Source organism: Alishewanella sp. d11, assembly GCF_049390205.1.
In the GTDB taxonomy this organism is placed as follows: domain Bacteria; phylum Pseudomonadota; class Gammaproteobacteria; order Enterobacterales; family Alteromonadaceae; genus Alishewanella.
This window is the reverse complement of the sequence record NZ_CP186547.1, coordinates 137,133-151,467: the sequence shown is the minus strand read 5'-3', so window position 1 is coordinate 151,467 and position 14,335 is coordinate 137,133. Positions and strand designations below refer to the sequence as shown.

At 44.3% G+C, this 14,335-nt stretch carries 16 protein-coding genes; 11 read left to right on the top strand and 5 right to left on the bottom strand.

Going from position 1 to position 14,335, the window contains the following annotated elements:
• From ACO1PK_RS00705 to ACO1PK_RS00695, 3 genes are read left to right on the top strand one after another with little or no spacing between them, the layout of a single operon-like run.
• A complete protein-coding gene (locus ACO1PK_RS00705) occupies positions 1–1,842 on the top strand; it encodes a hypothetical protein (RefSeq protein ID WP_423186768.1) in 1,842 nt (613 codons plus the stop codon).
• Positions 1,843–1,883: 41 nt separating this feature from the next.
• Entirely contained in the window at positions 1,884–2,906 is a 1,023-nt protein-coding gene (locus tag ACO1PK_RS00700; protein WP_423186767.1) for a hypothetical protein, read from the top strand.
• Positions 2,888–3,205 carry a hypothetical protein gene (locus ACO1PK_RS00695; protein ID WP_423186766.1) on the top strand — a complete coding sequence of 106 codons (318 nt, stop codon included), beginning with the start codon at positions 2,888–2,890 and terminating at the stop codon, positions 3,203–3,205. The genes ACO1PK_RS00700 and ACO1PK_RS00695 overlap by 19 nt, the downstream gene beginning before the upstream one ends.
• 65 nt (positions 3,206–3,270) lie before the next feature.
• Here the strand turns inward: ACO1PK_RS00695 and ACO1PK_RS00690 are convergent, their stop codons facing one another.
• On the bottom strand, positions 3,271–3,519 hold the full coding sequence (locus ACO1PK_RS00690) for a hypothetical protein (RefSeq protein ID WP_423186765.1): 249 nt from the start codon (positions 3,517–3,519) through the stop codon (positions 3,271–3,273).
• 67 nt (positions 3,520–3,586) lie between these two features.
• On the opposite strand from ACO1PK_RS00690, the gene ACO1PK_RS00685 reads away from it, so the two are divergent.
• Complete coding sequence (locus tag ACO1PK_RS00685; RefSeq protein ID WP_423186764.1) at positions 3,587–3,976, top strand: transglutaminase-like cysteine peptidase; 390 nt, start codon at positions 3,587–3,589, stop codon at positions 3,974–3,976.
• A 135-nt stretch (positions 3,977–4,111) separates the two neighbouring features.
• On the top strand, positions 4,112–4,372 hold the full coding sequence (locus ACO1PK_RS00680) for a hypothetical protein (RefSeq protein WP_423186763.1): 261 nt from the start codon (positions 4,112–4,114) through the stop codon (positions 4,370–4,372).
• A gap of 21 nt (positions 4,373–4,393) precedes the next feature.
• Here ACO1PK_RS00680 and ACO1PK_RS00675 read toward each other — a convergent pair whose 3' ends face one another.
• The gene (locus tag ACO1PK_RS00675; RefSeq protein ID WP_423186762.1) at positions 4,394–4,852 is read right to left on the bottom strand and encodes a hypothetical protein; all 459 of its coding nucleotides are present in this window, start codon (positions 4,850–4,852) and stop codon (positions 4,394–4,396) included.
• 209 nt (positions 4,853–5,061) lie between these two features.
• Between ACO1PK_RS00675 and thrS the strand changes: the two genes are divergently transcribed.
• The 4 genes from thrS (at position 5,062) to rplT (ending at position 8,216) form a co-directional block, all read left to right on the top strand.
• The gene (gene thrS / locus ACO1PK_RS00670; RefSeq protein WP_423186761.1) at positions 5,062–6,978 is read left to right on the top strand and encodes a threonine--tRNA ligase; all 1,917 of its coding nucleotides are present in this window, start codon (positions 5,062–5,064) and stop codon (positions 6,976–6,978) included.
• Positions 6,979–7,010: 32 nt separating this feature from the next.
• A complete protein-coding gene (gene infC, locus ACO1PK_RS00665) occupies positions 7,011–7,553 on the top strand; it encodes a translation initiation factor IF-3 (protein ID WP_423188251.1) in 543 nt (180 codons plus the stop codon).
• A gap of 91 nt (positions 7,554–7,644) precedes the next feature.
• The gene (rpmI, locus tag ACO1PK_RS00660; RefSeq protein WP_189433221.1) at positions 7,645–7,842 is read left to right on the top strand and encodes a 50S ribosomal protein L35; all 198 of its coding nucleotides are present in this window, start codon (positions 7,645–7,647) and stop codon (positions 7,840–7,842) included.
• Between the two features lie 17 nt (positions 7,843–7,859).
• On the top strand, positions 7,860–8,216 hold the full coding sequence (gene rplT / locus ACO1PK_RS00655; RefSeq protein ID WP_008949437.1) for a 50S ribosomal protein L20: 357 nt from the start codon (positions 7,860–7,862) through the stop codon (positions 8,214–8,216).
• A gap of 137 nt (positions 8,217–8,353) precedes the next feature.
• Here rplT and ACO1PK_RS00650 read toward each other — a convergent pair whose 3' ends face one another.
• From ACO1PK_RS00650 to upp, 3 genes are all read right to left on the bottom strand, one after another.
• Positions 8,354–9,391 (bottom strand): META domain-containing protein, encoded by a 1,038-nt coding sequence (locus ACO1PK_RS00650; RefSeq protein ID WP_423186760.1) that lies wholly within the window; start codon positions 9,389–9,391, stop codon positions 8,354–8,356.
• A gap of 137 nt (positions 9,392–9,528) precedes the next feature.
• Positions 9,529–10,434 carry an alpha/beta fold hydrolase gene (locus ACO1PK_RS00645; RefSeq protein ID WP_423186759.1) on the bottom strand — a complete coding sequence of 302 codons (906 nt, stop codon included), beginning with the start codon at positions 10,432–10,434 and terminating at the stop codon, positions 9,529–9,531.
• Positions 10,434–11,060, bottom strand: coding sequence for a uracil phosphoribosyltransferase (gene upp / locus ACO1PK_RS00640; protein WP_423186758.1), 627 nt, complete (start codon positions 11,058–11,060; stop codon positions 10,434–10,436). Before upp ends, ACO1PK_RS00645 begins: the two co-directional genes overlap by 1 nt.
• 206 nt (positions 11,061–11,266) lie before the next feature.
• On the opposite strand from upp, the gene ACO1PK_RS00635 reads away from it, so the two are divergent.
• The gene (locus ACO1PK_RS00635; RefSeq protein ID WP_423188250.1) at positions 11,267–11,938 is read left to right on the top strand and encodes a TetR/AcrR family transcriptional regulator; all 672 of its coding nucleotides are present in this window, start codon (positions 11,267–11,269) and stop codon (positions 11,936–11,938) included.
• Positions 11,939–11,956: 18 nt separating this feature from the next.
• Positions 11,957–14,272 (top strand): acyl-CoA dehydrogenase, encoded by a 2,316-nt coding sequence (locus ACO1PK_RS00630; protein WP_423186757.1) that lies wholly within the window; start codon positions 11,957–11,959, stop codon positions 14,270–14,272.
• Positions 14,273–14,335 lie beyond the last annotated feature (63 nt).

The following is a 14,335-nucleotide window of genomic DNA, read 5'->3' as shown; positions in this document are numbered from 1 at the left end:
ATGGCAATTACTACCAATGTACCTTCTGATCGCTTTGAAGACCTGCAGCGTGATGTGCAAGATATATCTAAATTTGCCAACTCTGAAGAGGTTTTTTTTAATCGAGTAGGTTTGCCTGTAAAACCAATTTCTATTGTTAAAGAGTTATTGTCAAGTGAATTTGAGTCGCAAATAAATGAATTAAATGGAAAAACTAATGAATTAGAAGAGGCTTTGATAAGCACAACTACATCAAACGAAAACATACATCAAAAGTTAGAAAGCTGGTCTCAGTTATCAGAGTTTGTATGGGAGACTAACCGACCTAGTGGATGGGTGCATAGCTTGCATTTAGCTGGTGTAGCACCAAATTCATACAACCGTGTTAGTGGTGTAGTTAACTTTATTCGGTTCGGTGATTACACCGTTTCAGAAACAAAGATCCAAGTTAAGTGGCCAGTAAATCCGGCACTTAGTTCTGCTTTTGTCACCATTGGACCAAACAGCAGCAATGTTGATGCAGGTAAACGTATATTACAGAGCCAAAAAATCGTTGGTGAAAACGTGTGGGGTGGCATACATGGCTTTGAGATACGAGCAGCTAGCACTTTAATTAACTGTCAATCCAATGCACCAAAATTTAATGGGTTTGATATTAATGCACCAACCAAAGGTACTAGGCTAATAAAATGCGTATCAGAAATGTGCGGTCAAACTGACAACGGTGAAACCTCACTTAATGTAGGACACGGTATCATAGTTAGAAGCGATTGCGTAATAATCGGGCATGTGTCTCGAAAAGTTGCAGAGGACGGATATCAGATTGGAACGGCTATAGGTTCTGGTATACCAGAAGATCATGCTGTTGAGTTGATAAATTGTGAAGCGTATAGCTGCTACGAGGATTTTCTTGACATCAAAGAGACTGGGCAAAAGCTTACTATAAGAGGCTTTAAGGGGTGGGGTGCTGCTGATTCCGCTGTAAATTATCACCCAACAATAGGTACTGGATTGTGTGAAATAACCGATTCGCGATTCGGTGGCGCTGTTCAAATGCTACGAGTTAATCAGCAAGGGGTAGTACCTTCAAAAATAATCAGCGCAAGAAACATTTACGATCAATCTAACAAGCACATGATTAGCCCTGCAACTATGCCAGCACTAGACTGGAACGTGAGCAACGTACACTCTGAATCATTTTTAGTGAGTATGGCAGATGTGTTCATCGGAGGTGGTAATAGGAGTGGTGTAGTTAAAGCAGTCGTTAACATACAAGGTCGCGGGGATTTCAAATTTTTCAATGATACTATTCATGTGCCAAGCACAGGAGGGCATGAGCAGGTATCTGCAATAGTTATTAATAATGTTAATGCGGTTGTGAGGTCTTACAACTGCTGCATAACGAAATATGCTGGTGTAGGTCAGGCATACCTGATCGACATTACTAGCGATCAGACCGACGTGCTGATCCGTGACGGTTTGTTATGGATAGATGGCGCTGTTGGTACAACTCCATTCGTTAAAATCGCAGGGGTTGAATACACGCAAAATGATTTAACTGGTTCATCTTATGGTGGCGCTAATAACCTAATTGTGGGCAATGTAAGAATAGAGCGTATGCTAACTACGTCGCCAAATTACATTGATGAACCTTCAAATAATTTAGCCCCTGCTTGGGAAACAGTGCACATGAACATACATGGTCGCCGGCAATGGGCTCCTCAAAAAGATGTTCTTGGCGCGCCTTATGCGTATTTTTCTTGGATGGGCGGAAGCCCAAGCGAATCAATCACAGTTGGCGCTTATAACTCTTTAACAGCCAGGTTTATAGTAAATAAAACCAACGGACTTTTAGATATTTAAGAAAAGTAATTTTTGGGGATCATGATGATAACGGGAGCTTTATGTTAAAGCCAATTTTACAGTCTATAATTAGACCATTATTAAAGCCAAACTTTTTGAATTCCAAAATATGTGAAGCTCTACGATTTAACGGCGTTAATACTTATGCGGTAATTTCTCGAAGATCCGTTGACATGGATGGAAATAATGTCTTCGAGTTTTACACTGGGGACAACTTAAACTCCAGCACGATAATTTCGCAAAATGTAGCTTCAAATTCAAGTCAGCGTGAGTTTGAAATTTTTATTCAGGAAATATCTGGCGTACCCACGCTTCGATTTATTTTTGGTGGCATCACCACTGAAATGTTAACACCTGCCAATGGATTGCTAGCAAACACAATGTATATTCTTGAACTCTTAGGTAATCAAGCTACTGTAAAACTCCTTCTAACCGGTGAAATTCTTAACACTAGAGAATTCACAAGGGGCGAAGTAAGAGAGTCACTCGCAGAAACAATGATTGGCGCTAGAGCAAATGGTGCCGTAGGAACTGCGGCAAGCTTCTTTTCTGGCATAGTACCGTGGATTAGAATTAATCAGTGGTATTACACACTAGAAGAAGTAGGGCAATCTATCCAGTTGTCTAAGCCTAGTAGTTTAGGTCCTGAGGTGTTTAACTACACAAATTACAGCGTATCAGGTTCAGTTTTTAAAATAAGTAATGAGTCATTCCATTATAATGTTTCTGTTTCTGAGGGCGCGTTGATAAGAACAAGTGTCGGCAGTTTATCACCAAATACTCTGTATATATTGGAGTTTGAAATATTTGATTACATATCGGGTAATTTAGCATGGACTGCTGGAAGTTTCACGCCTTTACACTCTACAAATAGTAACGGTTTTAAGAGGTTTTTAGTAAGCACAAACAATGATAATAGGTTTCAACTGGGTAGAAATGCTCCCGGCACTAACCTTAAAATCAGAAACATATCGTTCAAGAGTTTAGGAAGCTCAAACCCTTTGACTCTGTTTAACGTGGTCCCAGAGCAATGGCAGGAGATACCATGCAACTTACGCCCCTAGAAACACTAGAAAACTTTATCGCTAATGAACAGCTTAAATTCGCGGTAATTACCTACCAAAGCTGGCAAACAGACGAACTGGCCCAAAGCCTAGCACCAAGGCCGGTGGTGTTTCTGTTTGAAGGCGTGGAAATGGTGCTAATCTCGATTAGTAAATTTCAGATCCGTCAGCTGTACGATTACATAAACGGCAATGTTGAATACATTTACCCAACACTGGGCAGCGGTAAAGTCACGTTATTACTGCACAGCGAAGCCGAAGCGCTAATACCCCCCGCACCGCTAGAACAAGCCATTTAACTGTAATCAGCTAACCCGCTGGCCTTGCTGCTGGCTGCTTTGCCATGCCTGCAGCGCAGGGTTAGTTATCGCGGCAACTTAAAAAACTGGGCTAGGGTAGTGCCATGCAGCTCTGGCAGAACGGCCAGCCATTCGCCCAAAGCTTCCGCGCTCGGATTACTCCGAGCAGGGTTTAACCTATTAACCAACTGCTGCAACTCTTGCCTGCTTGGCTCGCACCCATGCAGCCGCACGTACAGCTCGCGCGCGGTAACGGTTTGCTTAATTGCATTAAGCACGGCATGCGCAAAATATTTATCGTCTGTGTATATCATAAATGATTTACAACGCACCAAGACTGTACTAGCTTTAAATCATAAATGATTTACAAGAGGTATAGCCATGCGCTGCCTTATTCTGTTATTTGCACTAATCACCCTGCCAGCCGTGGCCGCAGAGGATTACTCGATCATTAGTAAGCTGCACCGCGTGGCATTGGCGCAGCATACCTATGTATCAGATATGGAGCAATACGGTGTAATCGATTACTGGACGCCAAGCCTAACTGGCGACTGTGAAGACTACGCGCTTTACATGCAAAGGCTGTTTAGGATCATTGGCTACCAAGCGGATATTTGGCTAGTAAAAACCGAAACGCAAGAGCTGCATGCCGTGCTGATTGTTAATGATCATTGGATTGTCGATAACCGGTTTGCCCAGGTGCAAACCAAACAAACTTTGCGCTATCGGTGGGTAGGCGCGGTAGTTTTTTATAACAACACGGGAGGTTAAATGCTGTACTTTTTGGCTTATGCCGCCTTGGTTTTGCTGATACAGGCATTTAACCGAGGCGCATCACACTAATCCCAAGCGCAGCATGCTGCGCTTTTTTGTATCTAAAGCAATGTAATTTATTGAGGAAATGTTATGGCTAAAATCATTACTGCAGCTACGCCATTGGCTGATCGCCGGCTGTTTGATCTGGATGCGTTTTATCTGCGTGGCCGCAATATCAGCGCAAAACCCGCGACAGGGCAGGTGCTGATTAAAGTGTCTCACGACGATGGCGCAACATACGACACAGTAGAAACACTAACCGGCAACCCACAAGCGTTTACACTATCAACTTACGGCTTGCGCATGGAGATAGAATGCACGGCTGATGCTAGGATAACGATTGCTGAGTAAATAGTTGTATAGGGCGAAATATTATCCCGCCCTATACGCATCCGTTGGATCTGGCATAGGTATTTTTTGTAAAGGCATTTGAATACCTAGCTCAGTTGAAAGCCAATAAACAATCATTACTGCAAGGCCTATCGCTAAAGTTGTGAATAACCTAGTCACTATCGACTGAATATTAAAACGCCTATTTACCCTTAAAAATCGAGTGTCAGCTTCAAGCGCCTTGGTCCAGTGATTTATGGCTTGTATGTAGGCTTGCTTTAACCTTACATAACTAGCGCTTTTATTCTTTGAGTTTGCGACAAAGCGATCGACTAAATCACCTGCATTAAGTTTTTCAGGATTTTCGTGTCTATCCGTTTCAACTAGATCCATCATGGCCTGTCGAAGCAATTTCTCAAACTCTTCAGTTCGTACCAAATGCTCGAAATAGCCCCAGCCCTCAATTTGTTTTTCAATTTTTGCTTTGTGTTCCTGTGCCATAATCATCCCCAAAAAATCCAACTCTATCCTTTATGCAGTTTACCACAAATGTTATCATCCAAACGCGGGACGAAATTTTGTGTACCAAGCTGTGTACCAAATGACCCATAGTAGGGGGCATCGACTGGCGCGCAAGGCGCACAAAACCTGTAAACTATCATTCAACAAAGTGACCCTTGGTTTGGGCCACCACTGTATAAGGATTTATCATGCCAGTTATTACTCTGCCAGACGGCAGCCAGCGCGCTTTTGATCACGCCGTTTCCATTCTAGATGTTGCCAAAGATATAGGCCCCGGGTTAGCGAAAGCTACCATTGCCGGTAAAGTGAATGGCGAGTTGCTAGATGCTTGTGAGCTGATTACCCAAGATGCCAGCTTAAGTATTGTGACCAGCAAAGATCAGGAAGGCTTAGAGATATTACGCCACTCTTGCGCGCACTTATTAGGTCATGCGATCAAGCAATTATGGCCTAATGTGAAGATGGCCATAGGCCCGGTGATCGACAATGGTTTTTACTATGATGTTGATTTAGACCGTCCTATTAATACAGACGATTTAGCCGTGCTGGAAGCGCGTATGCTGGAACTGGCCAAAACCGAATACGACGTGATTAAGAAAAAGGTTAGCTGGCAAGAAGCCTGGGACACCTTTAATAGCCGTGGCGAGAGTTATAAACAGGAAATTTTAGAGCAAAATATCCCGCGCGATAGCTTCCCAGCGTTATATCACCACGAAGAATACACCGACATGTGTCGTGGCCCGCACGTACCCAATATGCGGTTTTGTCAGCACTTTAAAATTATGAAAGTGGCCGGTGCCTATTGGCGTGGCGATTCGAAAAACAAAATGCTGCAGCGTATTTACGGCACCGCTTGGGCCGATAAAAAACAGCTTGCTGGTTATTTAAAACAGTTAGAAGAAGCCGAAAAGCGTGATCATCGCAAAATAGGTAAGGCGTTAGGCTTGTTCCACTGGCAAGAAGAAGCGCCAGGTATGGTGTTTTGGCATAACGATGGCTGGACTATTTTCCGCGAGCTAGAAAGCTTTGTCCGTGAAAAGCTGGGCGAATACGATTACGACGAAGTAAAAGGCCCATTAATGATGGACCGCGTGCTGTGGGAGAAGTCTGGTCACTGGGAAAAGTATGCTGAAAACATGTTTACCACCCAGTCTGAGCATCGCGAATACGCCATTAAGCCGATGAACTGCCCAGGCCATGTGCAAATTTTTAACCAAGGCTTAAAGTCTTACCGTGACTTGCCCCTTAGGATGGCCGAGTTTGGCTGTTGCCATCGTAATGAGCCATCAGGTGGTTTGCATGGTTTAATGCGGGTACGTGGTTTTACGCAGGATGATGCGCATATCTTCTGTACTGAAGAGCAAGTCCCGGCTGAAGTCACCAAATGTATCAAGATGGTATTTGATACCTACAGTACCTTTGGTTTTAAAGATATCAAAGTGAAGTTGTCGACACGTCCGGCACAGCGCATTGGTTCTGATGAAATTTGGGATCGCGCCGAACAAGGTTTGATGGATGCGTTAAAAGCCAATGACATTCCTTATGAACTACAACCAGGCGAAGGCGCCTTTTATGGTCCGAAAATTGAGTTTACTTTGCACGATTGCTTAAACCGTGCCTGGCAATGTGGTACAGTACAGCTTGATTTTGCACTGCCTGGCCGTTTAGGTGCCAGCTATGTTGCCGAAAGTGGTGACAAGCAAGTTCCGGTTATGATTCACCGCGCCATTTTAGGTTCGCTTGAACGTTTTATTGGTATTTTGATTGAAGAGTACGCGGGCTTTTTCCCAGCTTGGTTAGCACCCACGCAGGTGGTGGTGATGAATATTACCGATAATCAGGCCGAATATGTGCAAGAATTGGTAAAAACTTTCAAATCTCATGGAATAAGAGCAATAAGTGACTTGAGAAATGAGAAGATAGGCTTTAAAATTCGCGAGCACACGCTTAAGCGCATTCCGTACTTGATCGTAGTCGGTGATAAAGAAGTCGAAGCAGGTGATATTGCCGTAAGAACTCGCAAAGCTGAGGACCTGGGCAAAATGTCAACTGCGGCTTTTATCGAAAAACTGACTACAGAAATCAAAAATCGGATATCTGCCTAAGGGTATAAGATAATTTTTCGGAGGAACATACTATTAAAGTAGGAAAGAAAACATTACCTTCAAACCGTCCTAATCGGATTAATGAAGAAATTACTGTGCCAGAGGTACGGTTAATTGGTTTAGAAGGTGAGCAGCTGGGGGTAGTAGGCATAGCTGAAGCCATTAAACTGGCAGAGGAAGGCGGCGCTGATTTAGTAGAGATTAGCCCAACGGCTGAACCGCCAGTATGTAAGTTGATGGACTACGGTAAGTTCCTGTTCGAAAAAGGTAAGGCTCTTAAAGAGCAGAAGAAGAAGCAAAAACAGATCCAGATCAAGGAAATTAAATTCCGGCCTGGAACTGATGAAGGCGATTACCAGGTAAAACTACGCAACCTGCGTCGCTTCATTGAAGAGGGTGACAAAGCTAAAGTAACACTGCGTTATCGTGGTCGTGAAATGGCGCATCAGGAAATCGGTATTGAGATGTTGACTCGAATCAAAGAGGATCTGTCTGATATCGCCATCTGCGAATCTTTCCCTAACCGGGTAGAGGGTCGTCAGATGATCATGATGCTGGCCCCAAATAAGAAGTAATAAGCGCCTACAAGTGTAAAAAACTGCGGCACACCGCAGTTTTTTAACGCCTTATTATTCGTTGTAACTTAACAATGCGAGTTTAAATACTATGCCTAAGATGAAAACCAATAAAGGTGCCGCGAAGCGTTTTAAAAAGACCGCTTCTGGTAACTTTAAACGTAAGCAATCACACCTTCGCCATATTCTGACGAAGAAGTCTTCTAAGCGTAAGCGTCAGTTAGGTCCAAAAACCTTAGTCGCTAAAGTGGATATTGCCGGCTTAGTCCGTTGCATGCCGTACGCATAAGTCATTAGGAGACAGAAATGCCAAGAGTTAAACGTGGTGTCACGGCGCACGCGCGCCACAAGAAGGTTTTAAAACAGGCTAAAGGTTACTACGGTGCCCGCAGTCGTGTTTACCGGGTTGCTTTCCAAGCCGTTATTAAAGCCGGCCAATATGCTTACCGTGACCGTCGTCAGCGTAAGCGTCAGTTCCGTCAACTGTGGATCGCGCGTATCAACGCAGCGTCACGGATGAACGGTTTATCTTACAGCCGTTTAATTGCAGGTCTGAAAAAGGCTTCAATTGAAATCGACCGTAAGATCCTAGCTGACATCGCTGTATATGACAAAGCTGCTTTTACTGCTATCGTAGCAAAAGCAAAACAAGCTTTAGTTTAATAGCGCTAAGCATAAAAAAACCACCGCAAGGTGGTTTTTTTATGCCCGTAAGCTGGGATTTGAGCTTGTTCGTGCTAGCTTGCTTGTTCAGTGCCGAACCTGCTAGTTGAGATTCATATGCCAAAGGTTGGCAATTCTTAGTTAAGTGCAGGCACTAACTCTAAAATGACCTGATTTTTATAAAATAGCTGCAGCTTGTCGGCATTCACTTCAGCCCGATCAGCTTGTTGTAGTTTTTCCGTAAATTGTTGTTCTATATTGCTGGCTTCAGCACAAAACTTACGGGTACTGGCGAGTTGCTGCACGCTCAGCGTATTAGCGCGTTGCTGATAGCTGGCATTAAAGTTATTGCAACCGCTAAAACCGTATAAACGGTCTTTATCGAAGATCAGTCGAACATTTAACTGGTGTGGGATATAACGATCAGCCACTTTCTCAGCGCGCCAAACGATACCTTGCAGTTTTTGTTGAGCAAATTGAATTGGACAGGTTGCATTAGGCCAAAATTGCTCAAATTTATCGACATAGAGTGTGTCAGTACCGTTTACATCAGCAGCTTTTCTCCCCACTAAGGTCGCAATCACCGCTTGGTTATTAAAACGCGGATCTTGCTGATACAAACGCATCATGGGTAAGTGATTTTGCGTATTAGCAATAGGTAAACTTTCGCCGGTTTGACACTGAGTAAACGTAGCTTGATTATTACGTAGCTGATACATGCCCAGCATGGGTTGGCGTTGGTCGATTTTCTTTAGGCTATCAAGCCGATTAAGCTGATAGGCATCTGAGCTTAAAATGGGCTTACCGGCCAAATCTGTCATCACCAGTTGGCGATTGCTGCGAAAATGGAACACTGGTAGGCTTACTTGCTGATTCACTAAATGTAAGGTTCGTTTGTCTAGCAGCCAAGAACCTGTAATCAGTTGTACTTGTCCACGTTCTAATAATTCTTTGCGTACTTCAAAGCGACCATCGCGATACAGATTGAGCTGATAGTTGATCCCCGGACAATCTACACAAGGCAGCGTGCCTTCAAACGTCATATCATTATCAATAAAGATATGCTCAAAATCGGTTGCCATGGCCACAGTCACCTCACTATTGGCCACTTCATTGGTATCTTCTATTGGCTCAGGTAAAAGCACTACAGGAACGGGCGCCGCATCTGTTTTCATGGGGTGTTTTTTTTCTGTTCCAAAGTGCGGTAGTTGACTACAAGCAGTTAAAAATAATGCACTTAGTATGACAAGTTTTTTCATTATCACATTCTCAATAAATTTTGCACATTATACCGTAAGGCGTTATGGCATAGCTATTTACCAGCACGAAAATCCTGCAAGGTTGCGCTTACTCGAAGCGCACTTTGTTCAGGCTGTTCTTGCATAAAACAGTGACCACCCGGTACTTGTTGGCTTTGTACACCGTTATTAAGCTGTTGCCATTTATTTACTGCTTTGACTACAAAGGGGAAGGTCTGTTCACCATAAAAAATCTTTATCGGTGCCTTGGCATTTCGTAATGCTGGCCATAACCCTCTTGGGTAAGAACTAAATACATCGGCTTCGCGCTGTGGTGGGCATTTCAGCATTACGCCTTGTTCTGCATCGGCTAAGGCATGGTTTACATAGGCTTGTAAGGCATCGGGATGCCAGTTACTAAATAAACTACGGCTTTGGAAATAGCTAAAGGCTGTCGCTCGATCAGGCCAATGTTGGCGGCGTTTTAATGCCGCTTTGGCTAACGGATTTTTTTTAAATAAGCGAACCCCTTCTAATGTTCTTGCAAGTAACAACATTGAAGGCGGGAAAAGTACTGGATCGAGTAATACTAAGCCTTTGAAGAGTTCAGGGTATTCTGCGTGCATCAATGACGTTAATACGCCGCCAAAACTGTGACCAAGACCGTATACTGCAACTTCACCAAACCGCGATTGATGAGCTAGCCAGGCTTGGGCAGAAATCTCTGCTGCATTATTCCAGCCTAAAAAATCTTGACCGTTGTCACTGTCACCATGTCCTTGCGCATCGGATAAAAACAAATCATAGTCATTAGATAGATGCGCCAACATAGGCTGGTAAGTTAAACCGCAAAAACCGTTACCGTGCAAGAAGTGCAGCACGGGTTTGCCAGTGGGCTGGCTGTGTAAACCACGAACAGTAATGCCAAGCTTGCTGGTATAAGCCCATGGGATTAATTGCCTACTCAATTCATTCGTCATTATTTTGTACCAAACAACTTGTCACCCGCATCACCCAAACCCGGTAAAATATAACCATGCGCATTTAACCCTTGGTCAATTGCAGCGGTATAAAGTTCGATATCGGGATGAGCACTGGCAAGCGCTTGAATGCCCTCTGGCGCAGCAACCAGCACTAAGGCTTTAATTTGCTTGCAACCCTGAGCTTTAAGCAGATCAATAGTCGCAATCATAGAGCCGCCAGTGGCCAGCATCGGATCGATAATAATAGCCAGTCGCTGTTCAATCTCAGGTGCCAATTTCTGAAAGTAGGGAACAGGTTTTAACGTTGTCTCATCACGATAAATGCCAACAACACTAATGCGTGCGCTTGGGATTAAATCCAAAACACCATCTAACATGCCTAAACCAGCACGTAAGATAGGTACGATGGTCACTTTTTTACCTTGAATTTGCGCTATATCACAGGGGCCACTCCAAGCGTCAATAGTTACATTTTCAGTAGGAAGATCTTTGGTTGCTTCATAGGTCAGTAAACTACCGAGCTCAATAGCCAGTTGCCGGAATTGCCTTGTACTGATATCAGCTTCACGTAGTAAACCAATTTTATGTTGGACCAGTGGGTGTTTAACCTCAACCACATTCATTGCAAGCTCCTTAGAAAATACCTTAGGTTGCGTTTCTGCAAACCCCTTTGCTGCCATCTTATAGCGGTTTGCCAGTGAAAGACTAATGCTGGCTAATTATTATCACAAATAACCGCTGTTCAGACCAGTAATGCATTTGTTACTTGACAGACCAGTGATTCAAACGTACATTTCAAACAAGTGTTTAAATGGTGTGTTTGAATTTGATGAATGCTAAGCTGAATACCCAACAAAAAATCCTTGATGCTGCGCAAAATTTATTCGCAGAATCTGGGTTTAATGACACCTCTTTACGCCAAATTACCACCAAAGCAGAGGTGAATCTCGCGTCGGTGAATTATCATTTTGGTTCCAAGAAGGAACTGATTCAGGCGGTGTTGCAGCGTTATTTGCAAGTATTGATGCCAAGGTTAGATCAAGAATTTGATGTGTTATTAGCTAGCACCAAGCCAAATCATTTACCCAATGTACTGGCGGTTTTTGTGAAACCCTTGCTGGAGCTAAATAGCATTCAGCGCAAAGGCACTCGCACTTTCCTGCAGCTACTTGGTCGTGGCTATACGGACGTGCAAGGGCATTTACGTTGGTTCATAAACCACCACTATGGGCGTACCCTAGATAAGTTTGTTTTATTGGTGCAACAAAGCTGCCCGCATTTGCCGCAAAGCGAGCTGTTTTGGCGCTTACACTTTGCGCTTGGATCTATTGTATTCACCATGGCATCAAATGACGCCTTAGCTGAAATTGCGCTAGCAGACTTTGATGAAGCGGTGGATATCGAAGGTGTGATCCAGCGCCTAATCCCTTATTTATCGGCAGGTATCGCTGCCCCAATTTTTAATCAAGCAATATTAACACCCACTAGAACTGTAGCCTGACGCTGGAAGGAAGCTGAAATGGTATATTTTTTAATTTTAATCGCAATCTTAGCGGTGCTGTTGGGGGTAACCTCAGTGCGCCGTAGTCTTATTACCAAACCGGTTTTTGCTATCTTTAAAAAGATCTTACCGCCGCTGTCTGATACTGAACGTGAAGCGATGGAAGCTGGCGATGTTTGGTGGGATGGCGAACTGTTTAAAGGCAAGCCAGATTGGCAGAAGTTACATGCTATTCCAAAAGCCGAGCTGTCGAAAGACGAGCAAGCTTTTATGGATAATCAGGTTGAGACGCTGCTTAAAATGTTGGACGATTATAAAATCGTACAAGAGCAACGTGATTTACCGGTAGAGGTTTGGAACTACATTAAGCGTGAAGGTTTCTTCGCGATGATTATTCCTAAGAGCTACGGTGGTCGCGAGTTTTCTGCCATTGCTAACTCAACCATAGTGTCACGTATTGCCACGCGTAGCTTAACGGCCGCGGTGACGATCATGGTGCCTAACTCGTTAGGCCCAGGTGAGTTATTGATGCACTACGGTACTGAAGAGCAGAAAAATCGCTGGTTACCAACTTTAGCCAATGGGACCGATGTACCGTGCTTTGCTTTAACAGGCCCTGAAGCAGGTTCTGATGCGGGTGGTATCCCTGACAGCGGTGTGGTCTGTAAAGGCCAGTTTGAAGGCAAAGAGGTATTAGGCATTCGCTTAAACTGGGATAAACGCTACATCACCTTAGCGCCTGTTGCCACCGTACTTGGTTTGGCCTTTAAAATGTATGATCCGGATAAGCTGTTAGGCGATAAAGAAGAGTTAGGTATCACCTGTGCGTTAATCCCAACCAGTCATCCTGGTGTACAAATCGGTGATCGCCATTTCCCCATGAATATGGCCTTTATGAACGGCACCACCTACGGTAAAGATGTGTTTATTCCGTTGGATTGGATTATCGGTGGTCCATCGTACGCCGGTCGTGGCTGGCGCATGCTGGTAGAGTGTTTATCAGCAGGTCGCGGTATTTCCTTACCTGCCTTGGCTACTGCTACTGGCCATTTAGCCACGCGGATGACCGGTGCTTATGGTTACGTGCGTCAGCAATTTGGTATGTCTATCGTTAAGTTTGAGGGCGTACAAGAAGGTTTAGCCCGTATTGGTGGCTTAACCTATACCCTAGAAGCGATGCGGGTGATGACCGCGGGTGCCATTGATTTAAAATTAAGCCCCTCTGTTGTTACGGCTATCGCCAAATACCATATGACAGAAATGTCACGCGTGTTATTAAACGATGCCTTTGATATTCATGCCGGTAAAGCCATTCAATGTGGCCCGATGAACTACTTAGCGCATGGCTATATGGGTGTGCCGATCTCTATTACGGTAGAAGGTGCCAATATTTTAACGCGCAATCTGATGATTTTTGGACAAGGCGCTACCCGTTGTCACCCCTACGTATTGGCAGAATTAGAAGCCGCAGCGAATCCGAATGCAGAAGAAGGCTTAGCGCAGTTTGATAAGCTGTTAATGGCACATGTTGGGTTTGCCATTGGCAATACCTTCTCAGCCTTATGGCAAGGCTTAACCGCCGGTGCCTTTAATGGTGCGCCAGTATCGGGTGATACTGCCCGTTACTATAAGCAATTAAGCCGCATGAGCCGCGCTTTGGCCTTAAGTGCTGATATTTCGATGCTAATGCTAGGCGGCGATTTAAAACGTAAAGAGATGCTATCTGCGCGTTTAGGCGATGTGTTAAGTCAGTTGTATATTGCTTCAGCGGTGCTGAAGTTTTATGAAGACAATGGCCGTCAACAAGCCGATCTGCCGTTCGTGCATTACAGCGTGCAGCGTGCCTTGTATGAAATTGGTAAGGCCTTTGATGGTTTCTTTGCTAACTTCCCGAATCGTATTGTGGCCCGTACTATTCGCACCTTGGTGTTCCCATTCGGTATTGGTTACAAGATGCCAGCGGATGACGTGGCGCAACAAATCTGTGAAGCCTTATCTAAGCCATCTGTAGTGCGCGATCGCTTAACGCACTTATGCTACGTTGGTGCAGATGAGAATGACGCCACTGGCTTAATGGAATCAGCCTTTGTTGCGATGCATAATGCGCAGCCGTTACTGAAAAAGCTAGCACAAGCGCAGAAAGCTGGGCAATTGCCGCGGAAACAACCGTTAGCTGATAGCATTAAGCAAGCCTTGGCTGCAGCTATTATTACCGCGGAAGAAGCTGCAACGCTAGAGCATATGAATAAACTGCGCTTTAAAGCCATCAGTGTGGATAGCTTTAAGCCGGGTGTACTAGAAGCAATGAGTGTTAGTACTAAAGCGGCTGCTTAAGCCCGTTTGAGCTAACATCATATCTAGAAAAACCGCAGCTTGCTGCGGTTTTTTTATTCCGTT

Bases quoted from the DNA above. Each gene is read 5' to 3' on its own strand.
- ACO1PK_RS00705 (WP_423186768.1), top strand. From the start codon at position 1: ATGGCAATTACTACCAATGTACCTTCTGATCGCTTTGAAGACCTGCAG.
- ACO1PK_RS00700 (WP_423186767.1), top strand. From the start codon at position 1,884: ATGTTAAAGCCAATTTTACAGTCTATAATTAGACCATTATTAAAGCCA.
- ACO1PK_RS00695 (WP_423186766.1), top strand. From the start codon at position 2,888: ATGCAACTTACGCCCCTAGAAACACTAGAAAACTTTATCGCTAATGAA.
- ACO1PK_RS00690 (WP_423186765.1), bottom strand. From the start codon at position 3,519: ATGATATACACAGACGATAAATATTTTGCGCATGCCGTGCTTAATGCA.
- ACO1PK_RS00685 (WP_423186764.1), top strand. From the start codon at position 3,587: ATGCGCTGCCTTATTCTGTTATTTGCACTAATCACCCTGCCAGCCGTG.
- ACO1PK_RS00680 (WP_423186763.1), top strand. From the start codon at position 4,112: ATGGCTAAAATCATTACTGCAGCTACGCCATTGGCTGATCGCCGGCTG.
- ACO1PK_RS00675 (WP_423186762.1), bottom strand. From the start codon at position 4,852: ATGGCACAGGAACACAAAGCAAAAATTGAAAAACAAATTGAGGGCTGG.
- thrS (WP_423186761.1), top strand. From the start codon at position 5,062: ATGCCAGTTATTACTCTGCCAGACGGCAGCCAGCGCGCTTTTGATCAC.
- rpmI (WP_189433221.1), top strand. From the start codon at position 7,645: ATGCCTAAGATGAAAACCAATAAAGGTGCCGCGAAGCGTTTTAAAAAG.
- rplT (WP_008949437.1), top strand. From the start codon at position 7,860: ATGCCAAGAGTTAAACGTGGTGTCACGGCGCACGCGCGCCACAAGAAG.
- ACO1PK_RS00650 (WP_423186760.1), bottom strand. From the start codon at position 9,391: ATGAAAACAGATGCGGCGCCCGTTCCTGTAGTGCTTTTACCTGAGCCA.
- ACO1PK_RS00645 (WP_423186759.1), bottom strand. From the start codon at position 10,434: ATGACGAATGAATTGAGTAGGCAATTAATCCCATGGGCTTATACCAGC.
- upp (WP_423186758.1), bottom strand. From the start codon at position 11,060: ATGAATGTGGTTGAGGTTAAACACCCACTGGTCCAACATAAAATTGGT.
- ACO1PK_RS00635 (WP_423188250.1), top strand. From the start codon at position 11,267: ATGAATGCTAAGCTGAATACCCAACAAAAAATCCTTGATGCTGCGCAA.
- ACO1PK_RS00630 (WP_423186757.1), top strand. From the start codon at position 11,957: ATGGTATATTTTTTAATTTTAATCGCAATCTTAGCGGTGCTGTTGGGG.